The organism is Haliscomenobacter sp. (assembly GCF_033763495.1).
Lineage (GTDB): Bacteria > Bacteroidota > Bacteroidia > Chitinophagales > Saprospiraceae > Haliscomenobacter.
On the sequence record NZ_JANRKL010000021.1, the window covers coordinates 1 to 25,142 of the forward strand.

23 protein-coding genes and 1 pseudogene are annotated in these 25,142 nt (G+C 44.7%); 9 read left to right on the forward strand and 15 right to left on the reverse strand.

Annotated elements, in window-relative coordinates:
- The first annotated feature begins 341 nt into the window (after positions 1–341).
- The 4 genes from SFV55_RS01645 (at position 342) to SFV55_RS01660 (ending at position 3,768) form a co-directional block, all read left to right on the forward strand.
- A complete protein-coding gene (locus tag SFV55_RS01645) occupies positions 342–533 on the forward strand; it encodes a hypothetical protein (protein WP_320027705.1) in 192 nt (63 codons plus the stop codon).
- Complete coding sequence (locus SFV55_RS01650; protein ID WP_320027706.1) at positions 517–1,227, forward strand: RNA pseudouridine synthase; 711 nt, start codon at positions 517–519, stop codon at positions 1,225–1,227. Before SFV55_RS01645 ends, SFV55_RS01650 begins: the two co-directional genes overlap by 17 nt.
- Before the next feature lie 206 nt (positions 1,228–1,433).
- Positions 1,434–3,104 (forward strand): amino acid permease, encoded by a 1,671-nt coding sequence (locus SFV55_RS01655; RefSeq protein WP_320027707.1) that lies wholly within the window; start codon positions 1,434–1,436, stop codon positions 3,102–3,104.
- Between the two features lie 127 nt (positions 3,105–3,231).
- Positions 3,232–3,768, forward strand: a complete 537-nt coding sequence (locus tag SFV55_RS01660; protein WP_320027708.1) for a hypothetical protein — start codon at positions 3,232–3,234, stop codon at positions 3,766–3,768.
- Between the two features lie 66 nt (positions 3,769–3,834).
- Here SFV55_RS01660 and SFV55_RS01665 read toward each other — a convergent pair whose 3' ends face one another.
- The 7 genes from SFV55_RS01665 to SFV55_RS01695 form a co-directional block, all read right to left on the reverse strand.
- A complete protein-coding gene (locus SFV55_RS01665; RefSeq protein ID WP_320027709.1) occupies positions 3,835–5,469 on the reverse strand; it encodes a S41 family peptidase in 1,635 nt (544 codons plus the stop codon).
- A gap of 108 nt (positions 5,470–5,577) precedes the next feature.
- Complete coding sequence (locus SFV55_RS01670; protein ID WP_320027710.1) at positions 5,578–6,321, reverse strand: hypothetical protein; 744 nt, start codon at positions 6,319–6,321, stop codon at positions 5,578–5,580.
- Positions 6,322–6,435: 114 nt separating this feature from the next.
- Complete coding sequence (locus SFV55_RS01675) at positions 6,436–6,858, reverse strand: YkvA family protein (protein ID WP_320027711.1); 423 nt, start codon at positions 6,856–6,858, stop codon at positions 6,436–6,438.
- A gap of 497 nt (positions 6,859–7,355) precedes the next feature.
- Positions 7,356–8,765, reverse strand: coding sequence for an MBL fold metallo-hydrolase (locus SFV55_RS01680; RefSeq protein WP_320027712.1), 1,410 nt, complete (start codon positions 8,763–8,765; stop codon positions 7,356–7,358).
- A gap of 215 nt (positions 8,766–8,980) precedes the next feature.
- On the reverse strand, positions 8,981–10,108 hold the full coding sequence (locus tag SFV55_RS01685; RefSeq protein WP_320027713.1) for a hypothetical protein: 1,128 nt from the start codon (positions 10,106–10,108) through the stop codon (positions 8,981–8,983).
- Positions 10,089–10,643 carry a hypothetical protein gene (locus tag SFV55_RS01690; RefSeq protein ID WP_320027714.1) on the reverse strand — a complete coding sequence of 185 codons (555 nt, stop codon included), beginning with the start codon at positions 10,641–10,643 and terminating at the stop codon, positions 10,089–10,091. The genes SFV55_RS01685 and SFV55_RS01690 overlap by 20 nt, the downstream gene beginning before the upstream one ends.
- An 83-nt stretch (positions 10,644–10,726) precedes the next feature.
- A complete protein-coding gene (locus SFV55_RS01695; RefSeq protein ID WP_320027715.1) occupies positions 10,727–11,332 on the reverse strand; it encodes an RNA polymerase sigma factor in 606 nt (201 codons plus the stop codon).
- Between the two features lie 76 nt (positions 11,333–11,408).
- On the opposite strand from SFV55_RS01695, the pseudogene SFV55_RS01700 reads away from it, so the two are divergent.
- A pseudogene (locus SFV55_RS01700) lies at positions 11,409–11,570 on the forward strand (AIM24 family protein); the annotation flags it as partial.
- Between the two features lie 112 nt (positions 11,571–11,682).
- Here SFV55_RS01700 and SFV55_RS01705 read toward each other — a convergent pair.
- A complete protein-coding gene (locus SFV55_RS01705; RefSeq protein WP_320027716.1) occupies positions 11,683–12,630 on the reverse strand; it encodes a T9SS type A sorting domain-containing protein in 948 nt (315 codons plus the stop codon).
- 68 nt (positions 12,631–12,698) lie between these two features.
- Positions 12,699–15,149 carry a reprolysin-like metallopeptidase gene (locus SFV55_RS01710; RefSeq protein ID WP_320027717.1) on the reverse strand — a complete coding sequence of 817 codons (2,451 nt, stop codon included), beginning with the start codon at positions 15,147–15,149 and terminating at the stop codon, positions 12,699–12,701.
- A gap of 276 nt (positions 15,150–15,425) precedes the next feature.
- On the opposite strand from SFV55_RS01710, the gene SFV55_RS01715 reads away from it, so the two are divergent.
- Positions 15,426–15,761, forward strand: a complete 336-nt coding sequence (locus tag SFV55_RS01715) for a helix-turn-helix transcriptional regulator (RefSeq protein WP_320027718.1) — start codon at positions 15,426–15,428, stop codon at positions 15,759–15,761.
- A 47-nt stretch (positions 15,762–15,808) separates the two neighbouring features.
- Here SFV55_RS01715 and SFV55_RS01720 read toward each other — a convergent pair whose 3' ends face one another.
- From SFV55_RS01720 to SFV55_RS01730, 3 genes are all read right to left on the reverse strand, one after another.
- Positions 15,809–17,155, reverse strand: coding sequence for a sensor histidine kinase (locus SFV55_RS01720; protein WP_320027719.1), 1,347 nt, complete (start codon positions 17,153–17,155; stop codon positions 15,809–15,811).
- Between the two features lie 119 nt (positions 17,156–17,274).
- Positions 17,275–18,669 carry a sigma-54 dependent transcriptional regulator gene (locus SFV55_RS01725; RefSeq protein ID WP_320027720.1) on the reverse strand — a complete coding sequence of 465 codons (1,395 nt, stop codon included), beginning with the start codon at positions 18,667–18,669 and terminating at the stop codon, positions 17,275–17,277.
- 200 nt (positions 18,670–18,869) lie between these two features.
- The gene (locus tag SFV55_RS01730) at positions 18,870–19,250 is read right to left on the reverse strand and encodes a DUF7009 family protein (RefSeq protein WP_320027721.1); all 381 of its coding nucleotides are present in this window, start codon (positions 19,248–19,250) and stop codon (positions 18,870–18,872) included.
- Positions 19,251–19,344: 94 nt separating this feature from the next.
- On the opposite strand from SFV55_RS01730, the gene SFV55_RS01735 reads away from it, so the two are divergent.
- The 3 genes from SFV55_RS01735 (at position 19,345) to SFV55_RS01745 (ending at position 22,336) form a co-directional block, all read left to right on the forward strand.
- Positions 19,345–20,208 (forward strand): OmpA family protein, encoded by an 864-nt coding sequence (locus SFV55_RS01735; protein WP_320027722.1) that lies wholly within the window; start codon positions 19,345–19,347, stop codon positions 20,206–20,208.
- 210 nt (positions 20,209–20,418) lie between these two features.
- Entirely contained in the window at positions 20,419–21,717 is a 1,299-nt protein-coding gene (locus SFV55_RS01740; protein WP_320027723.1) for a helix-hairpin-helix domain-containing protein, read from the forward strand.
- Positions 21,718–21,844: 127 nt separating this feature from the next.
- Positions 21,845–22,336, forward strand: a complete 492-nt coding sequence (locus SFV55_RS01745) for a hypothetical protein (protein ID WP_320027724.1) — start codon at positions 21,845–21,847, stop codon at positions 22,334–22,336.
- 111 nt (positions 22,337–22,447) lie between these two features.
- Here the strand turns inward: SFV55_RS01745 and msrB are convergent, their stop codons facing one another.
- From msrB to SFV55_RS01760, 3 genes are all read right to left on the reverse strand, one after another.
- A complete protein-coding gene (gene msrB, locus SFV55_RS01750; RefSeq protein WP_320027725.1) occupies positions 22,448–22,921 on the reverse strand; it encodes a peptide-methionine (R)-S-oxide reductase MsrB in 474 nt (157 codons plus the stop codon).
- 199 nt (positions 22,922–23,120) lie between these two features.
- Positions 23,121–23,765, reverse strand: coding sequence for a DUF937 domain-containing protein (locus SFV55_RS01755; RefSeq protein ID WP_320027726.1), 645 nt, complete (start codon positions 23,763–23,765; stop codon positions 23,121–23,123).
- Positions 23,766–23,855: 90 nt separating this feature from the next.
- A partial coding sequence (locus SFV55_RS01760) for a lytic transglycosylase domain-containing protein (protein WP_320027727.1) occupies positions 23,856–25,142 on the reverse strand: 1,287 nt, incomplete at its 5' end.

The following is a 25,142-nucleotide window of genomic DNA, read 5'->3' on the forward strand; positions in this document are numbered from 1 at the left end:
ACCCGTGCGTTCGGCAGAGAGATAATAGACTACTGTCGCTACCGCGAACACCAGCCAACCAACAATGTTTGTTGTACGCTTAAAAGAACTCATGCGTTCGTTGTAATTTTTCTAAATTTAGTAATACACTATCAACCAAAGATTTAGCTTAGTTTATTATTTTGACCTGCAAAAGTAATAAAATATTGAGCATTACCGCTGAACCGGGGAATGGGAATGTGGAAAAATCTATGCATTAGCCAGCTTTTACCACTTTTATTGCACTTAGATGCCCATTCGGAGCAAAAAGTTTCCTGCAACATCAAATAATAGCACTTACCTTTGTAGCAAATTTTACCGCCATGCTGAAAATGCTCTTCATGCTTGCCGTTATTTATATTGCGTATCGCCTCTTCACTTACCAGCCTAGTCTTCCCGGGCGAAAGCCGCAAGATCACATTCGCAATCCGCACCAGAATGAACCAGGGAAGCAGGGTAAAAAGGCCAATTCCAAATACGACGACGATTACATCGATTATGAAGAACTCAAGTGAAAACCCTACTCCTGACAATGCTCAAGAACGCATTGGAGACTGGGTACTGTATAAAAACAACCAATTAATCGCCTTCAACAAACCCGCAGGGATTCCAGCTCAGGCCGACAAAACCGGGGACAAATCACTGTTGCAATTGGCGGAAATTTTCACCAAATCCTCGGTACAATTGGTCCATCGTCTGGATCGCCCAGCCAGTGGGGTTGTTTTAGTGGCCAAAACCCCCAAAGCGTTAGCCAACCTCAACGAACAATTCCGCAATCGACAGGTACAAAAAACTTACCTGGCTGTGGTAGAGGCCATGCCTGCTGAACCCAATGGACGTTTGGAACATTGGATTTGGAAAAATGGTAAAACCAACCGCGCGGTCATCAGCACTGAAAAAGGCCATGCCGATGCTGATCAAGCCATCCTGGAGTACAAGCACCTCGGTAGCAGCGAACGCTACCACTTGCTGGAAGTCAATTTATTAACGGGGCGCCACCATCAAATCCGGGCGCAACTCGCCGCCATGGGCTGCATCATCAAGGGCGATGTAAAATACGGCGCTCGTCGCAGCAATAAAGATCGTTCTATTCACTTACACGCCTGGAAACTGAGTTTCCTACACCCTGTGACCCAGGAAAACGTCATTCTTACTGCACCCCTGCCAGGGGATTCGGTTTGGGATGCGATGACAGCATACTTGGGTTGAGATAAAAAGTTTAAATGTTGAAGTGTTGAAAAGTTGAGACTACCGCAAGAATGGGTGTGAGTGTGATGTGTGGGTGTGAAGGTGTGTATGTCGCTGCGATAGCCTCAACATTTCAACTTTTCAACTCCAAACTTTTCAACTCTTCAACTTTTTAGGTAATTTTCGCAAAATACCTAACCACTGCTATTCACAGTAAACCTTATCACATGGATTTTAAGTCATTGTTTCGCCAAAAGCCCATTCAATCCGTTCTTCATGACCCTGACAGTAGTGCCCACGATTCGATGAACCGTACCTTAACTGTCCGCGACCTCACCTTTATGGGGGTTGCTGCTGTGATTGGTGCAGGGATTTTTTCGACCATTGGTAGTGCGGCATACTCAGGTGGCCCTGGGGTAAGTTTACTGTTCATCATTACGGCGGTTACCTGTGGTTTTACTGCGCTTTGTTACGCTGAGTTTGCCGCAAGAGTACCTGTTTCGGGAAGTGCCTATACCTATTCTTATGTGACCTTTGGGGAAGTAGTTGCCTGGATCATTGGTTGGGCCCTGATTTTGGAATATGCCATTGGAAACATTGTAGTAGCAATTTCCTGGAGTGCCTACTTCAACAATATTTTGCATGCCATCGGAATCCATTTACCAGCCTGGCTGACCATTGGTTATCAATCTGCTGTGATGGAATACCAGGATGCCCTCGAAACAGGCAAAGCAGTGGAAGATTTGGCTTATTCCCTCGCACCGGGCATTGGAGGCATCAAGTTCATCATCAATTTGCCCGCCTTTGTAATCGTGGTACTGGTTACTTTGTTGGTCTATATTGGCATCAAAGAAAGTAAGCGGATGGCCAATGGTATGGTTGTACTAAAAATTGCGATCCTCATTTTGGTCGCTGCAATTGGTATATGGTACATTTTTTCAGAAGGCACAACATCCAATTGGACGCCCTTTTTACCCAATGGGATGAAAGGGGTATTGGCGGGGGTTTCGGCCGTGTTTTTTGCCTATATCGGATTTGATGCAATATCCACTACAGCAGAAGAGTGTAAAAACCCACAGCGGGATTTGCCACGAGGAATGATTTATTCCCTGATTTTGTGTACGGTAATTTATGTAGTTACCACCCTGGTTATTACCGGAATGGTCAACTACTCTGAATTTGCCAACGTTACTGATCCATTGGCCTATGTGTTTGAAAAAATCAACATGCGTATGGTGGGCTTTATCGTTTCGGTGAGTGCCGTAGTGGCGGCAACTAGCGTGTTGCTCGTTTTCCAATTGGGCCAACCCCGAATTTGGATGAGCATGAGTCGCGATGGATTGTTGCCCAAGCGTTTTTCAAATATTCATCCACGGTACCGCACACCCAGTTTTGCCACATTTGTAACCGGGTTGCTGGTTGGATTGCCTGTTTTGGTGATCGACGATGGGTTGGTAACTGACCTGACCAGTATCGGTACTTTGTTCGCTTTTGTACTGGTTTGTGGCGGAGTGCTTATCTTGCCAGAAAGACCTAAAGAAGCCGGAAAATTCCAATTGCCCTATATCAATGGCAAGTTGATTGTACCTGCTTTGGTGGTCCTATTCATCATTGGTGCTAACAAACGCCTTGGGGCGGCCTTCAGCAACATTGGAAACGAGGGCTATCAGGAAGTTTTATTTATTGTATTTATTGCGCTGGCCTTGTACATGGCTGTGATGTCCTTCCTGCGCAATTACTCCCTGATTCCGGTTTTGGGAATGTTGTGTTGTGCTTATCTGATGATCGAAATTCCAGCCAAAAGCTGGCTGGTATTTTTCCTTTGGATGGGCCTTGGCCTGGTTATTTACTTCTTGTATGGTGCGAAGAACAGTAAATTGAGTCAAGGGGCCTCATAATAGGTTCCAGGTTTTCCAGGTTTTAAAATTCCATCTGGTCACTGAGCTGGTCACTGAGCGAAGTCGAAGTGACCAGCTCAGTGACCAGATGGAATGTTGAAACCCGGGAATCTTAAACCGACAAAACATGAAAATCACCCTTTCCACCCTCCTCCTTTCTGCCCTCTTTCTGGTACAGGGTTTTGCCCAGGAAATTCCCTTGCAAGTGCAGGATTTCCTCAAGCGTACGGGCAGTATATTGTCTTTGCCGCTCGATTCCGATTACAAATCTGTTTACATTCCTGAAGCGCTTTTTCAGCGGTACGACTACGCGATTCGTTCGGGAAAAGATGAGGTGGAGATCCGGTTTTTATTCCTTCCAGAAATGGGCAACGAGCCTTTCGCGCAGGTCAACAGCTACCGCATGGCCCTACACATTGGGGACAATGAGAGCAATACCAGTTTTACGGCACGTGAATTGACCGAAAGAGAATTAAAGGAGGTGTTTAATGCCGATTGGGGCCGAGTCTACATCCTCAAGCCCAAAACCTCCTTTTCCATCCAACAACATTGCCGCTTTTTGTGCCTGCACAAACGGGATCAGGGGATGATCTGTGTCTTTTACCTTTTTGACAAGCCGAGTATGGCGATTGATCAAAGGTTGCATATGGTGAGGTATCAGTGAGTGATGAGTGATAAATGATGAGTGATAAATTGTCAAACAGATTCATCACTCATCATTTTACAGTCATTACTTCTTCAAAATACTCTTATACCTTGCTTGATCCCGCATCACTTTCACTGCTTCCTGTACTTCAGGATCGCGTAGAAGACCAATTTGGGCACGGCCATTCGCGTAGTAGTAACGCCCGGCGATGTCTTTTTCAATCAATTTGCTGATCAGGTCTTTGTGCTTGCGGATCAGTTCGAGTTGGGCATTGCTCAAGGCAGTTTCCATGGCCGTAACCGAGGAGCCCAAAGCGTAGCCTTCATCCGTAGCCTTTTGTTTGAACTGCTCCAGCAATTTTTCACTTTCGGTGCGGAACACGAAGTTTTCTTTTTGTACAAAAGCGAGGAATGCGTCGAAGTCCGTAAAGCGCAAATCCTTTACCTCGGGCATTTTTTCCTTGCCTTTGCAAAACTCGGTAACAAAACGGAAAATAATGTCCTGATCCTGGAGTGCTTTCACTACAGGAATATTGCTGGCTTGTTCAATTTTGATATCGGGAGCTACACCACCACCATCCAGTACAGTACGTCCATTACGGGTTTTGAAGGTAGCGCGGCGGCTATCCTCAATCTCGATGGGCTCACCATTGCGGTATTGCACACTTTGGATGCAGCGCCCGCTGGGAATGTAATATTTGGCCGTGGTCAGTTTCAGGCGGGAGTTGTAGCCTACTTCCACGGTGTTTTGTACCAAACCCTTGCCATAAGACCGTTGGCCGATGAGCACGGCGCGGTCGTAATCCTGGAGGGTTCCACAAACGATCTCGGATGCCGAGGCCGAGTTTTTATCAATCAATACCGTGAGGGGCAAATCTTCGGAAACCGGTGAAGTTTGGGTGCGGAAGCTGCGGTCTTGTTCTTTGAGTTTGCCCCGGGTAGTGGTTACCAATTCATTTTTGGGGATAAACACATTACAGAGGTTGACGGCTTCGATCAACAAACCGCCACCGTTGCCCCGCAAATCCAGAATAATCCCCTTGGTATTGGGATTGTCCTTCAACAGTCCGCGCAATGCGGTAGCAATGTTTTTGCCCGCCTCCTGGGAAAAAGTGGAAAGGGAAACGTAGGCAATATCGCCCTCTACCATACCAGAATAGGGCACATTGGGCAACTCCATTTCCTGCCGGTTGATTTTGACTTTGATGTCAGCATTTTGGCCTGGGCGGCGCAAGGTTACATCAACGGTGGTTCCAGCGGCACCGCGTAGGATATAATCCACCTCATCGGTACTTTTACTTTTGGTGTCCTTGTTGTCGATGGCTACAATTTGGTCGCCAATTTTTACGCCGGCCTTATCGGCAGGTAAATCCTTAAAAACCTCCGTGATGGTAGCAAAATCTCCAATTTTTTTGAATTCAAAGCCAATGTTGTCGGAGGTGCCTTCGCGCAACAGGCGATAGCCTTCGATGTCGGCTTCAGCGATGTAATTGGTGAAAGGATCGAGATTGTTGAGCATGGCCTCCATGCCATCGCGCATGACTTTGCCCGGGTCGAGCTCGTCTACATAGCCAGTGTTGAGTTCTTTGTACAGGTTAGCAAAAATTTCTAGGTTTTTGCTGATTTCAAAATCCTGCCGGGTACTTGGATATTCGGTGAAGGCCACCGTCATCAAAACCAATGGTAACAGCCAAAGGGTGTATTTCGCAATTCTTTTCATTGTGGGATGATTTTTATTTGAAGCCATTTGAAGCCATCAAACAACTTCTTGATCCCAATGATAACAGTTTTTCCGAAGATTTGGTGTATCTCAAATGGGGGATTTAGCTTAAAAAGTGCCAATCTCCTCATTCAGAGCTGGAAACAACACTTTTTCAAGGGATTTTCCCTGCCAGGTGCCTTCCACCCGAAAAGGATGAAAACGGGCAAACAACTCTTCTTTGTACCAACCCAATTCCCGCGTTTTTTTGACCACAGTACTATGAAACTTTCCTTTGTAGGCATAGTTCTGCATGAGTTGGCTGTTTTTCCACAAACTAAAAGTAGCTTGTTGTACCAAGGGGGCTTCTCCGATACCAATAGAAAAAATCAAGCCTTCCTGGTGCTCACGCCACATGGCTTTGCTTACTCCTGGAACAAAGCGCCAAAAGTGCCACAGGTATTTACTGCGAATGGTTGCGCGGGTCAATACTGCCAGAGGAGCCTCTGTCTGAAAAGCTACATTTTCGATGAAGGGAGTACGGCCATCCCAGGTGCCATGCACCTTGGCGGTTTTAAGGTAAATGGTAGCAATTTCGGTGGATTGTGCTCGAAAATCTTGAAACAAAGGACTTTGCTCAAAAAAAAGTTGTGCTGAGGATTCATTGTTCCACACGCTTAGCAGGCCATAAACGCCAAAATTTGGCCAGATGCTGAATCCGTTGCCATTGCCACTCCCCAGCATTTTGAAAAAGGTAAGGCCAGGAACTTTTGCCAGCGCTCTTGGGGCAAGGCCCATTTGTTTGAAGCCCCACCATTGCTGGCGAGCCCCGGCGTAACGAAAAAAAGTGATCGTGACAATTTGTGGATCCATAAAGCGAAAAAGTGAATAGCGAAAAGTGAATAACTAACATAAAAGCGAAACAAAGGTTGGATTCTTGTCCATTTCTTGCTTGGCTTAATTGCTATTTACTTTTCACTTTTCACTTTACAACTTGCTTTCCACCTCCTTCAAATCTTCTTCCTGAACTGAAGGGAACCATTTGCCCAACTGAGCCCGGGCTTTTTTGCGCACTTCTTCATTGACAAAGGCGGCAATGGTGACCAGGCCAAAACTCAAAACGCCCAGGTCGTCTGTGTATCCGATGATTGGAGATAGGTCAGGTAAAAAGTCGATTGGGCTGATCAGATACCCCAAAATACCAATGACAATTTTTTTGGCCCAACTGGGGGTATCTTTCCGCTTGTAGGCATAAAACATCAACAAGGCGGCGTACACAGTTTTGACACCAATCTTTTGCGCAAAGCGCGTAATCTTGTGCCAAAGCTTCTTCTCCGTGAATTTTTCTGCGTATTGCTCCAGGTTTTCGTCTGGATTTTCAGCTTGATCTTTCTTGTTCTCTGGTTTCATAGACTGTTTAACTTGGTTCAAAAGTGCGATTTTCTTACACATGATGCAAGACACTGCCGATGAATACAAGCAAAATTAAGACAGAGAACGAATTTTAAGGAAAGATGAGAGATGAATGATGAGAGATGAATGATGCTACCGCAGAGACTTAGACAAGGTCATCGTCAAAAACGCTGCGGTAGCATCTTTCATCTCTCATCATTCATCTTTTATCTCTCATCTTCCAGGTTTAATTCAGAATGATGCTTCCCCCGATCAGCGCCAGGGATAGAATTGCCAGCCAGAGGCGTAGGTCTTTAGAGTAGTGATTTTGCTTAAGGCTTCCCACATTCGTTTTTGGTTTTATGAGTAAAATGCTATCCATTTCTCTAAACCAAAAAGGATGCCATATCGACCAATCACGAAAAAAATAATTGAATTTTTATTATATATACTTGTAATGAATTGATAGTTAGGTTTTTTTGAGCATTTGAGATGCTGGCACGTTCATTAGCCGATTACAGCTCAAATTCCTGGCCCAATTCTGGAATTTCCACATCGGCAAAACCAACTCCAAGTAAAAGACCCCGGAAGGCTGTTTGTGCCTCGTGGTCGCCATGCACCAGAAAGATTTTTTTCGCGTTATCCTTTTGGTTGCGTAAAAAATCTGCCAACTCCAGTTTATCCGCATGCGCCGAAAAAGAATCCATGATTTCTATATCTGCTCTTACCTCTTTGAACTCGCCAAACAATTTGATCTCCTTCGCGCCTTCGCGCAAACGACCTGCGGGCGTATAAGGTGCAGCATAACCTACGATCAGTACCGTGTTTTTGGGGTTATCAATGCCGTGATAAAGGTGGTGTTTGATGCGCCCGGCATTGGCCATACCCGATGAAGCGATGATGATACAGGCTTCGCCGGAATAGTTCAGCTTTTTGGAGTCTTCAGTTTTCCGGACGTAACGCAGGCCATTAAAGCCAAAAGGATTTTCATCAATGCTGAGGTATTCTGACAATTCCTCATCAAAACATTCGGGGTGGGATCCAAAAATGGTAGTAGCGTTCACGGCCAAAGGGCTATCTACATAAACGGGAATTCGTGGCAAAAGATCCTGGTTGGCCATCTGATCCAGGAGGTAAACAATTTCCTGAGTACGCCCTACGCTGAAAGCAGGAATGAGTAATTTTCCTCCTTTTTCTATACAGGTATGTCGGATGATGTTGAGCAAGTGATCGGTTTCAGCAGGGGCGTCCTCATGGGTACGGTCGCCATAAGTGGATTCGCAAATCAGGTAGTCCATTTCTGGCATAGGCAGTGGATCACGCAAGATTGGGCGATGGGGGCGTCCAACATCCCCTGTGAACCCAAAGCGGATTTCTTTGCCTTTCTCTTCAATCTTTAAACTTACACTGGCGCTGCCCAAAATATGTCCGGCATCTCGAAACAATACATTCACTTCGGGGTGCACCTTAAACCATTTTTCATAGGGATAGGAGTTGAACAAATCCATGGTTGCATGTACGTCCCTGCTGGTATAAATGGGTTCTTCGTAAGCGATATCGTCAAAATGGTGATTTTTACTTTGCCGCTTGCGTTTGTATTCTACTTCACGTTCCTGGATCAGGGCACTATCCAGTAGCATCAGGCTACTTAGGCTACGGGTGGCATGAGTAGAGTGAATGGTACCCCGAAAGCCGTCTTTGACCAACTTAGGGATACGGCCAGCATGGTCGATGTGGGCGTGGGAGAGAATCAGGCAATCAATTTCTGCCGGATCAAATAGCCATTGGGCATTAAAATCTTCCAGATTTTTGTCGGAACCCTGGTACAAACCACAGTCCAGCAAAATTTTGAAGCCATCTTCCAGGGTAATTAAATGGCAACTTCCGGTGACTTCCCGGGCTGCGCCGCAGAATTTTATCTTCATTTGACCTGATTTCGTGTATAGTTCGATTTTAAGGTCTAATGTAAAATAAAAATGCCATTCCAGCGGAACTTACGTTCGCTAAAATGGCGGATGTGGAAATATAGATCAGTAAAATTGGAAACGAATTGGAATGATAAGTGATGAATGATGAGTGATGAATGGATTTTTAGCTATGAAAGCCGTTTGATTCATCCCTTATCACTCATCATTTATCATTAGTTACTCAACACCTTTATTCCCCCATAATTCACACTAGCCTTAATCACTGGTGAGTCGCTGTTGCCCACATGGCCTTTGACGACATGGGAAGTGGGCTTTTGCACTTCATAGGTGACATTCATAGCTTGAGGGTAACGTACCCCGGCATAATTGGCAGCGGCATCGAGCTGGTAGCAGCAGAGGTCAGGTAAGACCTTCATGGTAACGTCGGTGTAATTGGCTCTGACCGAGGCATTGGTCAAACCCTTGGAGAAGGATACATTACAACTGCCGTAGTTGAGGTCGAGGTCCAAACTTTTAGAAATCTCACCCATCGATACCGAGTTGTATTGTCCACTGATGGCAACACTGGCTGCATTCGTGGCAGCAAATTTGCTGTACATCCCAGTGGCCTTCAGGCTTTTTATGGAGCCCAGGCTGTAGTTGTCGTATTTTGCAGTAGTAGTCAATGAATTGAGCTTAGGCGCATTCAGGCCGGAGTAGGCACTATTCAGGGTCAAGTCATTTGCTTCTGTCACAGTTAGTTTGGAATAACTCAAACTGACTGCGGCATTCTGTGCATGGCCAATGGTGCCATTGCCATAGGCCAACTCAAAATTGGATCCATCGCCCACTGATTCGGTTTTAAAATTTCCGTACTTGACCGATAGTTTGGCTTTACCACTCACCGAAGCCAGGTATACATCGCCATAACGTTGGTCTACCTGAAGGTTGATGGTGGCAGGAACATACACTTCGTAATTGATCTTGTAATCGGCTTTACCATCGTCCCAGATCCAGGAACGGCGAATTTGCTCGATAGCGGTTTCGGCTTTTACATAATCGGCGCCATTGGAAAAATTAACCGTGATGGCATTAAAGACTTTTTGGGCATCTTCTTCCGAGCCTTCTTTCACCACAATGGTGACAGCAATTTTGACTCGGTTTTTGTCCCAGGTTTTGACTTCAATTTTTCCATACTTGTTGCTCAAGTAAGTGGTGCCATTGGCCGAAATGTCAAACTCTCTTTTGATGGTCTTGGTAAATTCGCCGAATGTGGTAAACCCACAAAGAGAACAGGCGATCATCGTACATACCAGCAACATCGACAGAGGTTTTTTCAAATCATAAGCTGACTTCCTCATTGCTCGTGGTTTTTTTGGGTTGCGGTTTGGACGTCCGCATCTGCTCAAGAACGCGCTCCAGAATAGCGACTTTGGTTTGATAAGTCTGAATCATGGTCGCAATAATTTCCTCCTCTTGCCCTTTAGGGGCTACGCGGAGTTCTTCCTTCAGCTCAGCCATTACCGCGTCCATTTTTTTCATGTCGGACATGAAAGTGCCATTGGGCTCATAACGAGCCAATTGCTGGACTTTGGTGTTGATTTGCTGACGGTAATACTGCTCCAGTTCCGGGTATTCGGGGTTGACTTTTTCAATGATGGCTACTGGGTCCGCTTGTTGCCAACGGGTTATCATACTGCCACCAAAACCACCAACTACCAGAATAACTGCCACTGCGGCAGCTACTTTAAAAAAGCGCTGGAAAGTGAGGGGTTGACTGATGGACGGCTTGTTCAGTGCCCGGTCAATGTCTGCCCACACCTTTAAACTGGGAATCGCGTCATCAAAAGCTTCGCGTTTGTCCAAAATAAAGTTTTCTAATTCATCTCGTTGCATAACAAAAAAAGATTTCAGAGATTCTAACAATTAGTCAAGACCCAATTGCAAATTGCTGCCGCTTGTTTACCGACAGCTCCCTGTTAAGAACGTTTATACAGTCCCAGATTCTGCTGGGTTAAAATGTCTTTTAGTCTTTGTTTTGCCCGACTGTACTGCGATTTGGAGGTGGCCTCACTAATGCCAAGCACTTCTCCAATTTCCTGATGGTCGTAGCCCTCCAACATGTAGAGGGAAAAAACCACCCGGTAACCATCGGGCAATTCAAAAAGGGCTCGTTTTACAGCTTCTACACTTAGTCCTTCCGCCACCGAATCCTGATGGCTATCATCTCGGATGTTGCCATGTTTGTCTTCTAGTTCACTAAACTGCAAACGCCTCTTTTTTAGTGCATTGATGCAGTTGTTGATCACGATGCGTTTGATCCAGGCTCCAATTGCCGACTCAAATTTGAAGGTGTTCAATTTGGTAAACACATCCAAAAAAGCGTTTTGCAATACATCCTCGGCCTCAAATTCGTCCTTCACCATCCGCAAACAAACGTTGTACATCGACTTGGAATACAGTCGGTACAACTCGAACTGCGATTGTCGGTCGCCTCGTTTACACTTTTCTACCAGGTCGCGGTGTGTGTTAACGTAATCCAATTTTACAATCTTATAGGTTTCAAGAGCTAGGTTTCCTCTCATCTCTTTGGGCTTCCACGCCTATTTCCACTTGTTATAACGAGAAAGACAAGGAGTGTTAAAAAGGGTTGCACGTAAAATAAAAAAAAATTACTGCCCGTACGACATCGATTACCACATCTACGGCGAAGAGATGCAGTTTGTGGAAATTGAACTCGATCCCCTGGAAACCGTTATTGCTGAAGCTGATGGCTTCATGATGATGGACGATGGCATAGAAATGGCCACCAGTTTTGGCGAAGTTCAAGATGGAGGAGGGTGAGTGATGCTCAATAATTAATCCTTGAAACTCCTGCTGATATTTAAGGGTTCACATCAGCAGGAGTTTTCAGAATTTGTTTAATCATTTAAAATTAATGCTTGACAAACTTTTCCAATGCTAACTGTTGCCCATTGCGATCAAGTAACCGCAATTGATAAAATCCAATTGGAAGAATGTTTAGTGGAATCGAAATATGGTCATTATAGTATCCCTCTAATTTACCATCGGCTCTTACCCTACCTAAAAGATCAATAACTTGATAATTATAAGGCTTGATGAATGATGAATTTACATCGATATGTAATGTTTGCCCATCTCCTAATGGATTAGGATAGAGACGAATAGGTAGTCGTTTCCTTTGCTCTTCATTGGAGGTGCCTACTCTTGGGCTACAAAATGGCGAGCGTTGGTCTTTGTAAATCATTGCATTATTCACTTGAAAACAGCGGACGTACCAATATGAAGATTCACAGTTTCCATGGTTTACACAAGTTATAGCATAAAAAGGAAATATTCGAGATCCCATACCTTCAATCCATTCGTCTCTTCGATCTTCTAGTAAACCCAAGTTTATCCCTTTGTACCTGTAAGTCACCACCATTCTTTTACGAAGCAATCCATTAACCACAATTGTAGAAATGCTGTCAACTGTTACTCGAACCCCAATTCTCCCGGCATACCCTTGTGTTTCCGCCAAGTTTGTTGGAACATATAGTGTGTCACCAACTTTTAAGCCAAAATCATAGATTAAATGGTCTTCAGGAGTACAATCAGCATTCATGCGTAAATAGACTTTTTTCCCGTCTATACGGTAAAATAAATGAGTAATTGTGGAGTTGGTAAAATTGGCTTTGATCCATTTTTTGTCACAAAGCGTCGTGTCTTTGCTTGGATATACTGTAAAGCCATAAATATTTTCGAAGAATCTCCAAAAACCAATGTTCCATAGAGCACTGTCTTTAGGCTCAGGAAAAACGGTCTGAGCCCAGCACAATCTGGAAAGTCCTAGCAAAAATACAAGTGTTAGATAGTTTTTCATGGGATGATATTTATGGACTTGGAAAGCCAATCAACTTTCCAAGTCCAGATAAATAGAAAATCAGGCAATTATTTGTGCTTTAGCACTTGTCCTGTCAATTGCATTTTATTGTTTGTGATCAAATAATGCAAGACTCCTGGTAGAAGAGAGCTAGTATTACCAAATGGCAAAATATTTTTTCCTTTTTCTACTGGATAAACCTTCCTCGATTGGTGTCCAAAAACATCACTCAAAATCACCTCAATTTGGCCAGCTTCTGCACAATCCAATTCAAAATTTAATTCATCCTGAGTAGGATTAGGGAAGGCTTTTACTAAATTAAATGCACTGTTCTCTGATTTGACTTTAAACCCAAGCTCCAGGTTGAGTAACTCCTCTCGGTCAGAAACAAATTCTGGAACCAGCGACTCTGGGTCTAATTGTAAAACATCTTCAAGCCTTACGACATCTTCAACAGCTTGTAAAACGATCTGAAACAATATTTTTTCTCCATTCAATTGAATAGGATCGTCCCCTATCCATACAGTTTTAATGCTGCCTTTTTCTTGCAACTCAATTGCAAAGCCTTCTGGTTCAAATTTTCGTACTTCTCCTGGTGATACCCCAATTACGTTTGCGTATGAAGAATTCACCTGTAATGCAAATTGATAACCAGCAACTTTCACCCCTCTATCTTTTGGTTTCCCTGTAATTAGTACATTGAAATAATCTCCTTTGCGGATATTTAGCTTGGTGTTGCCTCTAAGTCCTCGATCTTGAGCGAAAGATACACTAAGTTCTGTCGAGCGAAGTGAGTTCGATGCCACATTCGTTGAAAAATTAATATCGCCCATCTTTACTCCTACAAATGACCAAGCTTTTTCGTTCATAGCGGCTCTAAGCGGGGCTGTGAATTCGAGCTTGCTGAAGTAGGTGTTGCAATTAGTGCAGTTGTAGTTGCGTAATTGGTTATTGAAAGATGCCCAATTTGAATTAAAGGGTTTGATCGTTCCATCGTGGGTGCCTTCTGTAACAAGTTCATGTATTAACCAAGAACTAGGCACCCAACCAAATAACCCTGCATAAGGTATAAATCGCCAATTGGGCAATGGACTAAAATCAACAGTAACTCCTAAAATTACCTTCCGTATTCTGTCTATGTCGTCAATTGAAATGATTTCATTAGCGTCTGCATCTGCGGCAACAAGATGATAATTGTTCAATCCACGCTGACCTAACAAATATTTTTGAATTTGGATTAAATCGGAAGTTGTAACACCTGTAATTGCCTGGCTCCAAGGGGCAGTTTCTCCATTTAAATTGGGACCATAAAGGTAGTTCTGACCACTAGATGAGCTTTGACAAATCGTGTAATTCCCTTGACTGTTCGTAGTTGATACACATGGCACTCCATTGCGTTCAATCGTCATTTTTAAATTAGGAAAGGGGATTAATGATTCAACAATAGTTCCAGTTGTTCCATCAGGATCATATGGGTACCAAATTGTCCCTTGGCTAGGAAAATTTCCACTTACATTTTGATTAGTGGGGAGAATTTGATCTCGAAGGAAGGCATACCCCGCACCAAAGTCCAACATCCGCTTCATTAGCTCCAATTGCTTTGGGGTAAAAATGGTTTTGCATGACCGAAAATAATAAGACATTATGTTGTCGCGAGGAGGGAAGTAAATAAGTGTTTCCAAAGGTAAGCAACCGGCCATCGGTACAGTAATTTCGCAAGGGTCATCGCAATCGGCTTGATTACAAAAATACAAACCCAATTCGGGCATATATGGGTCAACGTTAGTATCAGGGATGAAGTCTCCTGACGTTGAGCCTGTAGTTCCCCCGCAGAAGGTTGACAAACAAGAATTGTCTGGTCTGTATCTCGGTACTATTTGGGATTGGCCAGAACATGATCTTTGGCCAATAGAATTCTCATGTGTATGAGCCAAACCTAAAAAATGGCCAACTTCATGCGCAAAAACCGATATATCTTGATAAGCTCCAACAGATAAGGCAATAGCATTATTTACCATGCCGTTTCGCGAACCGTAGACACCTACTGCATTTAACCCAACTAGTTCATTAACTATAAAAACATTAAGAGCTTGGGGGTCGCCATATAAATCAGTAAGTTGGACAAGAGGTGTAGAGTTGCTGATGTTAAGCGTGAAATAGCTCGGGTTCTCCTTATTTTCAATCCCGCAAAGATAAAAAGAGAAATTCTCACTTTTAGTACGCTCATTCATCCATCTGATAGCTTCTTGCACCCAGAATTCTGGATCAGGGAAATTATTTACCTGCCCGCTGGTAATTACAAAAACTTTGATTGGGATGCTGTAAGATGTTTGGATATTCGATGCCGTTTGAGCTGAGCCCGGTATGAAACCAACAGTTTGAAATCTTTGATAAAGTTCAGCTTCGCTTATCGGTTCGGTACCGCAACCTGTCTGCGCGTGAAGATAATCATTTACCCCTAACCCTATTAGCAGTGCTAAACTGAGGGATAAAAAGAAGAACTTAAATTTCGTGTACATGTTATTATTTTTTTGATTTAAAGATTCAATTACCTTAAATTTTGGAGAGCATTATGCTTGCTCAGAACAGTCAGGGCAAAGGCTCGAAATTAAATACAGTCAAGCCTAAGATTTTGATTATCAGTTAATAAATTAAAGATGACGCAATTTCTGAAAATTTAACATTTTAATGTCGAATTTAACTTCACATTGACGTAGCTTTTTACTTAACTTTGTGTGAACTTTAAAAGAGGCTCTAGGGGCTAATTAAGTTTCTTATTTCCCAAAACAAATCCTATGTCCACTGTAATTACATCTAGAAAGATAGCTGCTAATGTGCGTATTTGGCGCGATTATATTGGAATTAAGCAGCAAGTAGTAGCTGATGAGCTCGGAATTTGCCGAGAATGGTATGTCAAATTAGAAAACGGTCAATCAAACTTCAGTATAGAGCAATTGTTGACTATCGCTCGCTTATTTGATATTGAACCAGAAGTGTTCTTTAAAGAAAGAGTCAAATTTGACAAACAAAAAAGCACTTATCGTGTTGGAATTGAAAACGAATTGGAGTATTTGGTGGAGCAAAAAATAATTGAAGTTATAAGCAAGCTTTTCCGAAAGATGGAAATGTAAGTTAACGGTAGACTATTATGTTTCGTAGATAAACTCACTTGCAACGCTCACACCTTAAACACCAAACTAAACCTCGCCCCATTCCCCAACTGCGAGTCCACACCCAGCACCCCGCCGTGCAACTGCAAAATTTGCCGGGAAAGGCTCAATCCTACGCCCGTTCCATCTTCTTTGGTGGTGTAGAAAGGAATAAAAATCTGTTCCAGTTTATCCGGTTCAATGCCGGGGCCATTGTCGCTGACCTCCAGGGTGGCGCGTTGTGTCGTTTGATCGAGTGAACTGCGGATGTCGATGCGGGCATTCGGTTTCCCTTCCAGGATTTCCACTGCGTTTTTAATCAAATTGATGAGCACCATTTCAATTTGATCCTGATCCATGCTGATTTCAAGCCCATCTGGTTGGATGTCATAAGTCAAACGAATGCCTTTGTCCCGCAAGGTGGGGGCAAAAAGGGAGGTGATGCGCTGCACCAAGGGAAGTACCAGTACCGGATCCATATTCGGCTTGGGAATGCTGGTAAAAGTGCGGTAGGCATTGACGAAGTTCATCAAACCGTTGGTACGGTTTTCCACCACTTCGAGGGCTTCGTTCAGGTCTTGCCAGGTTTCGGTGGGGCCGTGATCGGGTTGCTCCATCTCTTGCTGGACGATGTCGCGCATGGTAGACACCAGCGAGGCAATTGGGGTAACCGAATTCATGATTTCGTGACGCAGTACCCGAGTAAGGTTTTGCCAGGCTTCTAACTCCTTACTTTCCAGTTCAGATTGAATGTTTTGGATGGCCACCAATTTGATAAGTTTGCCCCGCATACGGATGGAAGTGCTGCTGATTGACAGTTGGCGGTCTGGGGAAGCCTGGAACAATACACTTTCCCCTGAAATCAGGTTTTGCAACAAACCTTGTAACTCAGGATTGTCCTCTTGCAAGTCTTTTAGAGTTTTGAGCCGATACAAACCCAAGAGCCGCAAAGCCGCGTTGTTGATCAATTCTATCCTCCCCGATTCATCAAAAGCCAATAATCCAGTGTTGACGTGTTGAACGATGGTTTGTAGGTATTGGCTATTGGCCTCTTTATCCGCCCGAACTTGGCGAAAAGCGTCCAGCACATCGTTGAACTGCTTGCTCAATTCCCGAAAAGTGGAGTCATCCTGGTTGGCGGCAAAACGCACCGAAAAATCATCATAACGCACCGACTCTAAAAAGCGCACCAACTTCCGATTGGTGATGTTGACGTAATTGAACAGGTTGACAACACGCCAAAGGAGCAAGATAATCAGCAAGGCAGTAAGCGCCATTTGATTGGATTGCGGCAAAGCCCAAGCAATCGCTCCGATCAACACCACGATCAGCAGAATACGTAAAACCAAACCGGAAGCAAAAGTGCGAAGGTACATGTGGGTGTTTTGAGTTGAAGAGTTGAAGAGTTGAAAAGAAACTGCAGATGCGTTTTAGACAAAGCGGTGTCTAAGTCGTTGCGGAAGCTTCTTTTCAACTCTTCAACTTTTCAACTTTTTTAAATTCCGTATTTTTCCAAGCGGCGATACAACGAAGCCCTGGTCAAACCCAATTCCTTGGAGGCTTCACTGATGTTGCCCTGGTGCTTTTTAATGGCTCTGAGAATGGTTTCACGCTCCATGTCTTCCAGGTTCATACTGGCGGCGGAGAGTGCATCAACATCGATAGAAGGATTCGAACCCAGCATAAAGTCGTCGGGTTGTAGGGAACCAGAATCCCGGGCCATGATCACTGCGCGTTCCATGGCGTGTTGTAGCTCACGCACATTACCCGGCCAAGGGTAAGCAAGCAGGGCTTTTTTGAGGGATGAACTAATGCTGGAAATATTGCGATTGTACTTGCGATTGTATACCTGTAAAAAATGTTCACTCAACAGCACTATGTCTTCTGCACGTTCGCGTAAGGCTGGCAAATGGATTTCAATGGTATTGATGCGGTACAACAGGTCTTGGCGGAAACTCCGGTCTTTGACCATGTCGTACAATGGCATATTGGTTGCCGAAATCACTCTCACGTCAATGGGACGAGCCTGATTGGAGCCTACCCGAGTAACAACCCGGTTTTGTAGCGCAGAAAGCAGTTTGGCTTGCAATCCAGCGGTGAGGTTACCAATTTCATCCAAAAAAATAGTGCCTCGGTTGGCTGCTTCAAAACGCCCAGGTCGGTCGTCGCGGGCATCGGTAAAAGCTCCTTTGACATGTCCAAAGAGTTCACTTTCGAACAATGTTTCGGTAATGGCACCCAAATCTACTTTTACAAAATGTTCATTAGCACGCAAAGATTGCTGGTGAATTGCTTGAGCAACGAGTTCTTTGCCGGTGCCGTTTTCGCCGAGAATCAACACATTGGCTTCGGTTTGGGCCACTCGATTGATGGTTTCAAAAACCTTGCGCATGGCGGCACTATTGCCCAATATTTCGGGGATGGAGTCATTGTGCGCAATGGCAAGGCCCTTTTGTTTGGCTTTCAGCTCGTCATTTTCCACTTTTGAAGCTCGGAGCTTCATGGCTGAAAGCAGGGTGGCCAGTAGTTTTTCGTTCTCCCAGGGTTTGAGTACAAAATCGGTGGCACCACCTTTGATGGCCTGAACCGCCATTTCGACGTCGCCATAAGCGGTAATCAGGATAACCACTGCGGAAGGATCAATTTGCAGGATGCGCTCCAACCAGAAAAAACCTTCTTTGCCACTGCTACGATCTTTGGTAAAATTCATGTCTAATAAAATCACATCGTAGCGCATGTTGTGCAACAGGGTGGGCAAATTTTCAGGATTGCGTTCGGTTTCCACCTGACTGAAGTGGCGTTTCAAAAAAAGTTTGGCAGCGGTAAGTACGCCCGAATTGTCGTCTACCACCAATATTGCGCCTGGGTGAAGGTCTGATTTATCTTGCATATACCATCAATCAATATGAACTTACACTTAAACAATGGCAAAGGCTAAGCCAAAATTACTGGAGAAGCTAGCTCGGCGTGTAAATGCAACTTAACCAAAGTTTTACAGATGCAATGATACGAAAAAAATGCAATGACAAATAACAAGAGTGTTCAAAAACGGACACTTTGGTGTTCGAAAATGAACCTAAATACCACGCATCAACAGGAAGGATCATTTTTGGGGGCCAATTCAAAAAAGGTGTCCTGCAGGTCTTTTTCTTCGGTGTGCCGACAGGGGAAATCTTTCTCAATCAGCAAATTCAGGTATTGACCATCAGTGTAGGCTTGTTGGTATTCAATGCTCACTTCTTCACTGTTGATCCAATTCGTGGCGAGCACAGTTGGTAAAAGTACAGTAATTTGCTGTGCAGTGAAGCTGGCTTGAGGGTGTTCGCCCGGCCCTAATTTGAGCGTGTATTCCAATTTTATTCCTGGAGCAAAATTAATGGGGATGCTTACTTCTCCCTGGCTTTGTAGCAGATCCAAATCCGATTTGCGCACCCGTAAACGAATGCTATTGGCGGTACAGCGCAGCTTCATGTTTGTGATTTTTTTAACATATTTTTAAAGAAATGGGAAAAAAAACAATTTTGCGGCTTTAAAACCTGTTTAAAAGCGCAAGAACCATTACATTATGAGAAATTTATTACCCATTCTTGTCTTTTTTGCCCTGGCTGTGTTGGCCTGTTGGTGGTTCGTTTGTTTGATTCTTGGCCAGAATGGTCCAACAATGGAAGTCAACAACACCAACGAGCGCCCCAAAACTCTTGCCTTTAATCACGGGACTCAAACCATTCTCAAAGCTTATGACCATTTCGCATTTGATACGGGTCAGGTTTCCCCAAAACTCAACGCCAATAACGCACTTTTTTTGGATAAAATCACGGCGTACTTGCAGGAAAACCCGGACCTTTTGCTCAATATCACTGGGGGCTATGGTATCGATGAAGAAGGTTTGAACCGGGGATTTTTTGAAAACCTGGGCCTGGCTCGTGCCAATGCTGTCCGTGATTTACTCATTGAGCGTAAACTTGACCCAGATCGCATTACCTTGAGTTTTAATACGGGGGCTGGAGCCATCCGCCAGCAGCCCATCACCTTCAATGCCTATACCCCGGCGCAAAGTGTGGATTTTGTGCCTTTGGCCTATACCTTTGAAGATATGACTTTTTCGGACGAAAGTTTTGTGCCAAATGGAAGTGAATTTCGGCCTATTCTGCCATTGGTAGAGTACGCTGATTCAGTACGCAAATTTCTGGCTTTGCACAAGGAGAGAGGGCTGAGCATTATTGGGCATACCGATAACCAGGGCGACGCCAAGGCGAATCTGGCTCTTGGGACAAAACGTGCCGAAAACGTAATGCGTTACTTTAGAGAGTTGGGGGTCCCTCCCCGCCAGATGGCCGCTTTTTCGGAAGGTGGAAAACACCCAGTCAGTGCCAACAACACAGAAGTGGGACAACGGCGCAACCGCAGAATTAATTTTATCATTGAATAGTGCACCCTATTTTACATTAAAGTAATTAAATTGCGTCAAATCGGGCTTAAACAATGGCACAAGCTCAATCCACAAGGTAACGCAGAAAAATTAACTTCCTGATTTGGGTTTTGAATAGGAAACCGAACACTTCATTTCAAGCGAGTTGCTTATTCAACAGCCGCTTAAAAAATCGGGAAGTAATTTTTTGCGTCATATAACGTACACGACATGGAAAATTTAAATCAACTCTTCAGCAATCTGGGTACCGAGCAAAGTATTTTAATCCTTAGCTGGTTGATCATTACCTTTTTGTTGGGCTTATTGGCGGGGTATTTTTTACGCAACCGCTATGTCAGTGAATTGAACCGCCAATTAGAAGAAAAGGAGCAACAGTTGACGGCAAAACAGCTGGAGTTGGATCAAATTCAGCATGAACTGGCGTTGAAAGAAGCGGATTTGAAACGAGCAGCTTTTGAAGCAGAAGAGGCTCAGTTGAAAATTCGTCGTGGAGCAGAAGAAGTGGCTAGGTTAAACCAGCTATTGGCTTCTGCCCAGGTAGAACTGGACAAAATGAAGGCCGAAGAACAGGCATCGGCCAGCATCATCAACGACTTGAATGATCAAATCCTGGGCCTTAAAACCAAAAATGCTCAACTGGTGGAAGGTGGGGCAAGCCCTATTGAGGTGCCTGTTGGCGGAAGCGGAGAGGCACTGGATCGTTTAGCCGCCATCGAAATTCAATTGGCCCGCCTCACCGAGGAAAACTCAGCTTTGTTGCGGAAACTGGGAGAGTCCGGCGAAGTCAATTTGGTAGAACAGCTGCCTATGCCCCAAGCGAGTCGTCAAAATGAGCCCAATTCTGGCATCATGGAACCTGCGGGTGAATTTTTTGTACCTAAGCTAATCCCTGCAGAGCCAGAACCAGTACAAGAAACACCCAACCTCGGGAACGGGCCCTCTACCTTGTTCAACGCAGATAAGGTTTTGTTGCGTACGGGGGATAAAGACGATCTCACTGCCATTGAAGGCATCGGCCCATTTTTAGAAAAGAAACTCAATGATGCAGGAGTATTTACTTATGCAGAGATTGCAAAATGGGATGCTGCGAAAATTGCCGAAATAACTGCAAAGATCAGTTTTTTTGAGGGGCGTATCGAAAAGGATGATTGGGTTGGACAAGCTCAAAAACTGATTGATGAAACCCCCGAAGAATTTGCTGAATCCAGCACGATTGCGGAGGCACGTGGCCTGGAAATAGAAGAAACTCATGTGGTTCCTGCCCTCGATGACCTCAAAAGGATTCTAGGCATTGACGAAGCAATTGAAAAAATTCTGTTCACGGCTGGCATCAATTCCTTTGCCGAATTGGCCAAAATGGACCCTGATGAAATCCGGAATATTCTGGTGGTAGTTGATCCTGCCCTGAATGGAGTGGATCCCAGTGCATGGCCTGCCCAAGCGAGGTTGGCTCTTGATGAGGAATGGGAAGTTTTACAAGACTACCAGGAACAATTGAAAGGGGCGTAAATGCCTCTTTGAAGGGTAAAAAATTGAAAGAGAAAAGATTGCATGGTTTGTAAAATCCATTTATTTTTAAAGGATTATAGAATTAAACATGCACCTACTCTATGAGTAACGAAAGGAAAACCCTATTTTGGTTACGATCACCGTGCTTACCGCGATCGTTGGATTGGTCACGGCCTTGTACAAATGTGGTTCCGAACAGCAAAATTTTCTTAAAACAATTAATTCTACTACCACCCTGGAGGAACCAAAGCAGGAGCAACCCAACACTTCTTCATCGGAAGTTTCCACTAATGCCATTCCCGGGCCCAAGCCCCCTCCACCTGCCACGAGCACCAATGTCAACATAATTTACCAGGGAGATCAATTTGGCTGCACCCTGCCCATTAGCATCACCATTGGCGGCAAAACCTTCCAACCCACTAGCAATGCCCATACTGCCTATGATATTCCACTGGGTACGCAGCAATACCGCATCCAAGGCAACATCAATTGTACGAGCATTGGGGGATGTGTTGCTTACGGGGAAGGACTGATCAATGTGCGGGAAAACGCCACCTTTGCCATTCGATGGCAAAATACTGCTTATGCGCAGTGCTCGATTGGGTTGTTCGAACAATAACAGGTCAAGTAGTATGGCTATTGATATATGTTGTGGTCTAGATAAAATAATTGACTTGAGGCAAGTGGATATCGGCTTACCTCAAGTCCAATCAAGTGCCAGACGGCAATTTTACTTTGCTTTCGCTTTTTCAAAAACCAGGGCCGCACTATTCATGCAATACCTTAGCCCGGTTGGTCGGGGGCCGTCGTCAAAAACGTGGCCAAGATGCGCATCACAACGACTACATACCACTTCAGTGCGAACCATACCATGGCTGTCGTCACCTTTTACCTGGACATGTTTGGGATCAACGGGTTTGAAAAAACTGGGCCAACCCGTACCTGATTCAAATTTTGCAGTTGAATTGAACAATTCCAAATCACAACAAACACACTTGTAAACACCCTTCTCGTGGTTGTCCCAATATGCATTTTGAAAAGCACGCTCCGTTCCAGCTTGCCTGGTCACGTAGTATTGCTGAGCTGTAAGTTGTTTTTTCCACTCTGCATCTGTTTTTTTAATTTTTTGGATGCTGCTGTCTTGCGCATTTACACTTATGCTGAGGAGTAGGGCAATCAGCCCCAGGAAAAGTTTATTGATCATTGTTAAAACGTTTGTTTGAAAAAAGTAATGAAGAGCTATTCATCTAACAGATAATGATCAATACGGAAAAAGATTGCAGATGGTTTAAAATCCCTTGACTATAGTGCTCAATCTGTCCTGACCGATACATTTTCCCCAATGAAAATGGGCTGATGCAGTATCTACCACACCAGCCCAAATCCTTCTATGGAGGTTTGTGTTATTTTTTGCCACCAAACAATCCGCCCAGCAGGCCGCCACCAATCCCGCCCAGCAGGTCGTCGGTGAAATCTCCGTCACCATCTTTATCGAGGAATTGGCCAATCATATCTACAGCCGGGTTGCCACTTGTTTTCTTCTGGGTACCCTGGATCAGGTTGAGGATGCTGCCGATATCAAAACCGCCGCCACCTTGCTGTTTGCCACTTTTGCTGAGTGCGCTCAAAATGATGGGTGCCAACATGGACATCAAGTTGCCCGTTTTGTCTCCACTCAAGCCGCTCATTTTGCTGATCATGTCAATGATGCCACCTTGTTTGCCGCCCAAAAGTGCATTCACAATACCTGCACCATTTTGCATCAACCCAGTTTGACCACCCGCCTGACCGCCACCGCCAGAAACCATATTCATCACATCATCAAGGATACTGCCATCTCCATTTGCGTCCAACATACCCAACAAGCCACTGGCTCCATGTTCAGTAGCGGCTGTTTTGGACATTGCAGAAGACATGGCTGCAACGATTCCATTGGCTGCTGCACGAGTTTGTTCTCTTTCTGCGCCACCGATTTGTTGGCTCAAATTATCGATGAAATTGTCATCGCCCAGGTATTGGTCAAGGATGTCGGCAAATTGATTTGACATGGTGTTAATTTTTAAAGTAAGTAAAACAAAAAGACTTACTCAGAAGACGGTAGCCTTTTGAGTAAGTCACTTTTATTGAAGTAAAATTATCTAAAGTTTACGAATTTTTAGTCGAGTTCCGGCCCGAATAATGCGATTTGAATTGAGCTCGTTTATTTTGAGGATATCCTGCAAATTGGTACCAGGAAAACGATCGGCAATTTCAAAAATACTTTCTGGCCGGGTTGTTACATAGTACTGGAACGATTCTTGCTCAGGAGCCAGGTCTTTTGCGGATGGAGCAAGGGTTTTAGCTTTCTGTTCCAATAAGCCCAATTGCAACATCGGAATCAGGCTGAAGGCTTCCATGCGCTCCACGCGCAATTTCCAATTCTTGGCGCGGAAAATTTTGAGGAACTGGCCGGGCGCGATTGCCGTAGAATCCAGTTTGTTCCACTCCTTGATTTTTTCTACTGTACAGCCATACATTTTGGCCAATGCTTCCAGGGTTTCACCACTACCTACTTCGTGGTTTTCTTCCACCAGGGCACTAGCTGCCGACACGTCGCGCACCTTAGGTGCGTTCATGCTGCTGATCAGCTCTGGTTTAACAGCACCATCGGGACGATTGGATTCCAAATAGACCCGCACTTTTTCCATCACCTTGGAAGGCATGGTCAGGTAGTACCCACGAGCACTGGCTGGGATGGATTTGCGGTTGAAGGCTGGATTGAGAAACTCGATGGTTTCGATACTCACCCCGGTTAGTTTTGAGACTTGCTCAAAACTCAAGTCCTGGTGCACCAATATAGAAGTGGTCAGCAATAGTTCTTCAGCTGGGAACTTTGGCGTAAGCCCATGCTTCTCGAAGTGCTCCAACAAATAGCTGGCTGCAATAAAAGCTGGTACATAGTTGGCGGTCTCTTTGGGCAAATCACTACGAATGGCCCAGTAGTTGGTGCCACGCCCCCTTTTGAGGGCACGAATCACTCGACCACTGCCGGAGTTATAGGCCGCAATGGCCAATTCCCAGTCCGAAAACTCCTTGTATAGTTTTTTGAGGTAAACGGCAGCTGCTTCTGTAGAGCGGCGGGTGTCCCGGCGTTCGTCGATGTTAGCATCTACTTGTAGGCCCAGGCTGCGCCCGGTTGGAGCCATAAATTGCCATAGTCCCATTGCGCCCACCCGGGAAACAGCCCGGTTGTGCAAAGCAGACTCTACAATGGATAATGCTTTTAGTTCTTCAGGGAGATCATTCTGAAAGAGGACGTCTTCAAAGAGGGGGAAATAAATAAACCGACGTCCGAGCATTTGCTCTGTGCCTTCACGGCCTTTAACGAGATAAGTTCGAAGGTAGCTCATTACAACCGGATCGTACCGCGGTTTCACTACCCTGTT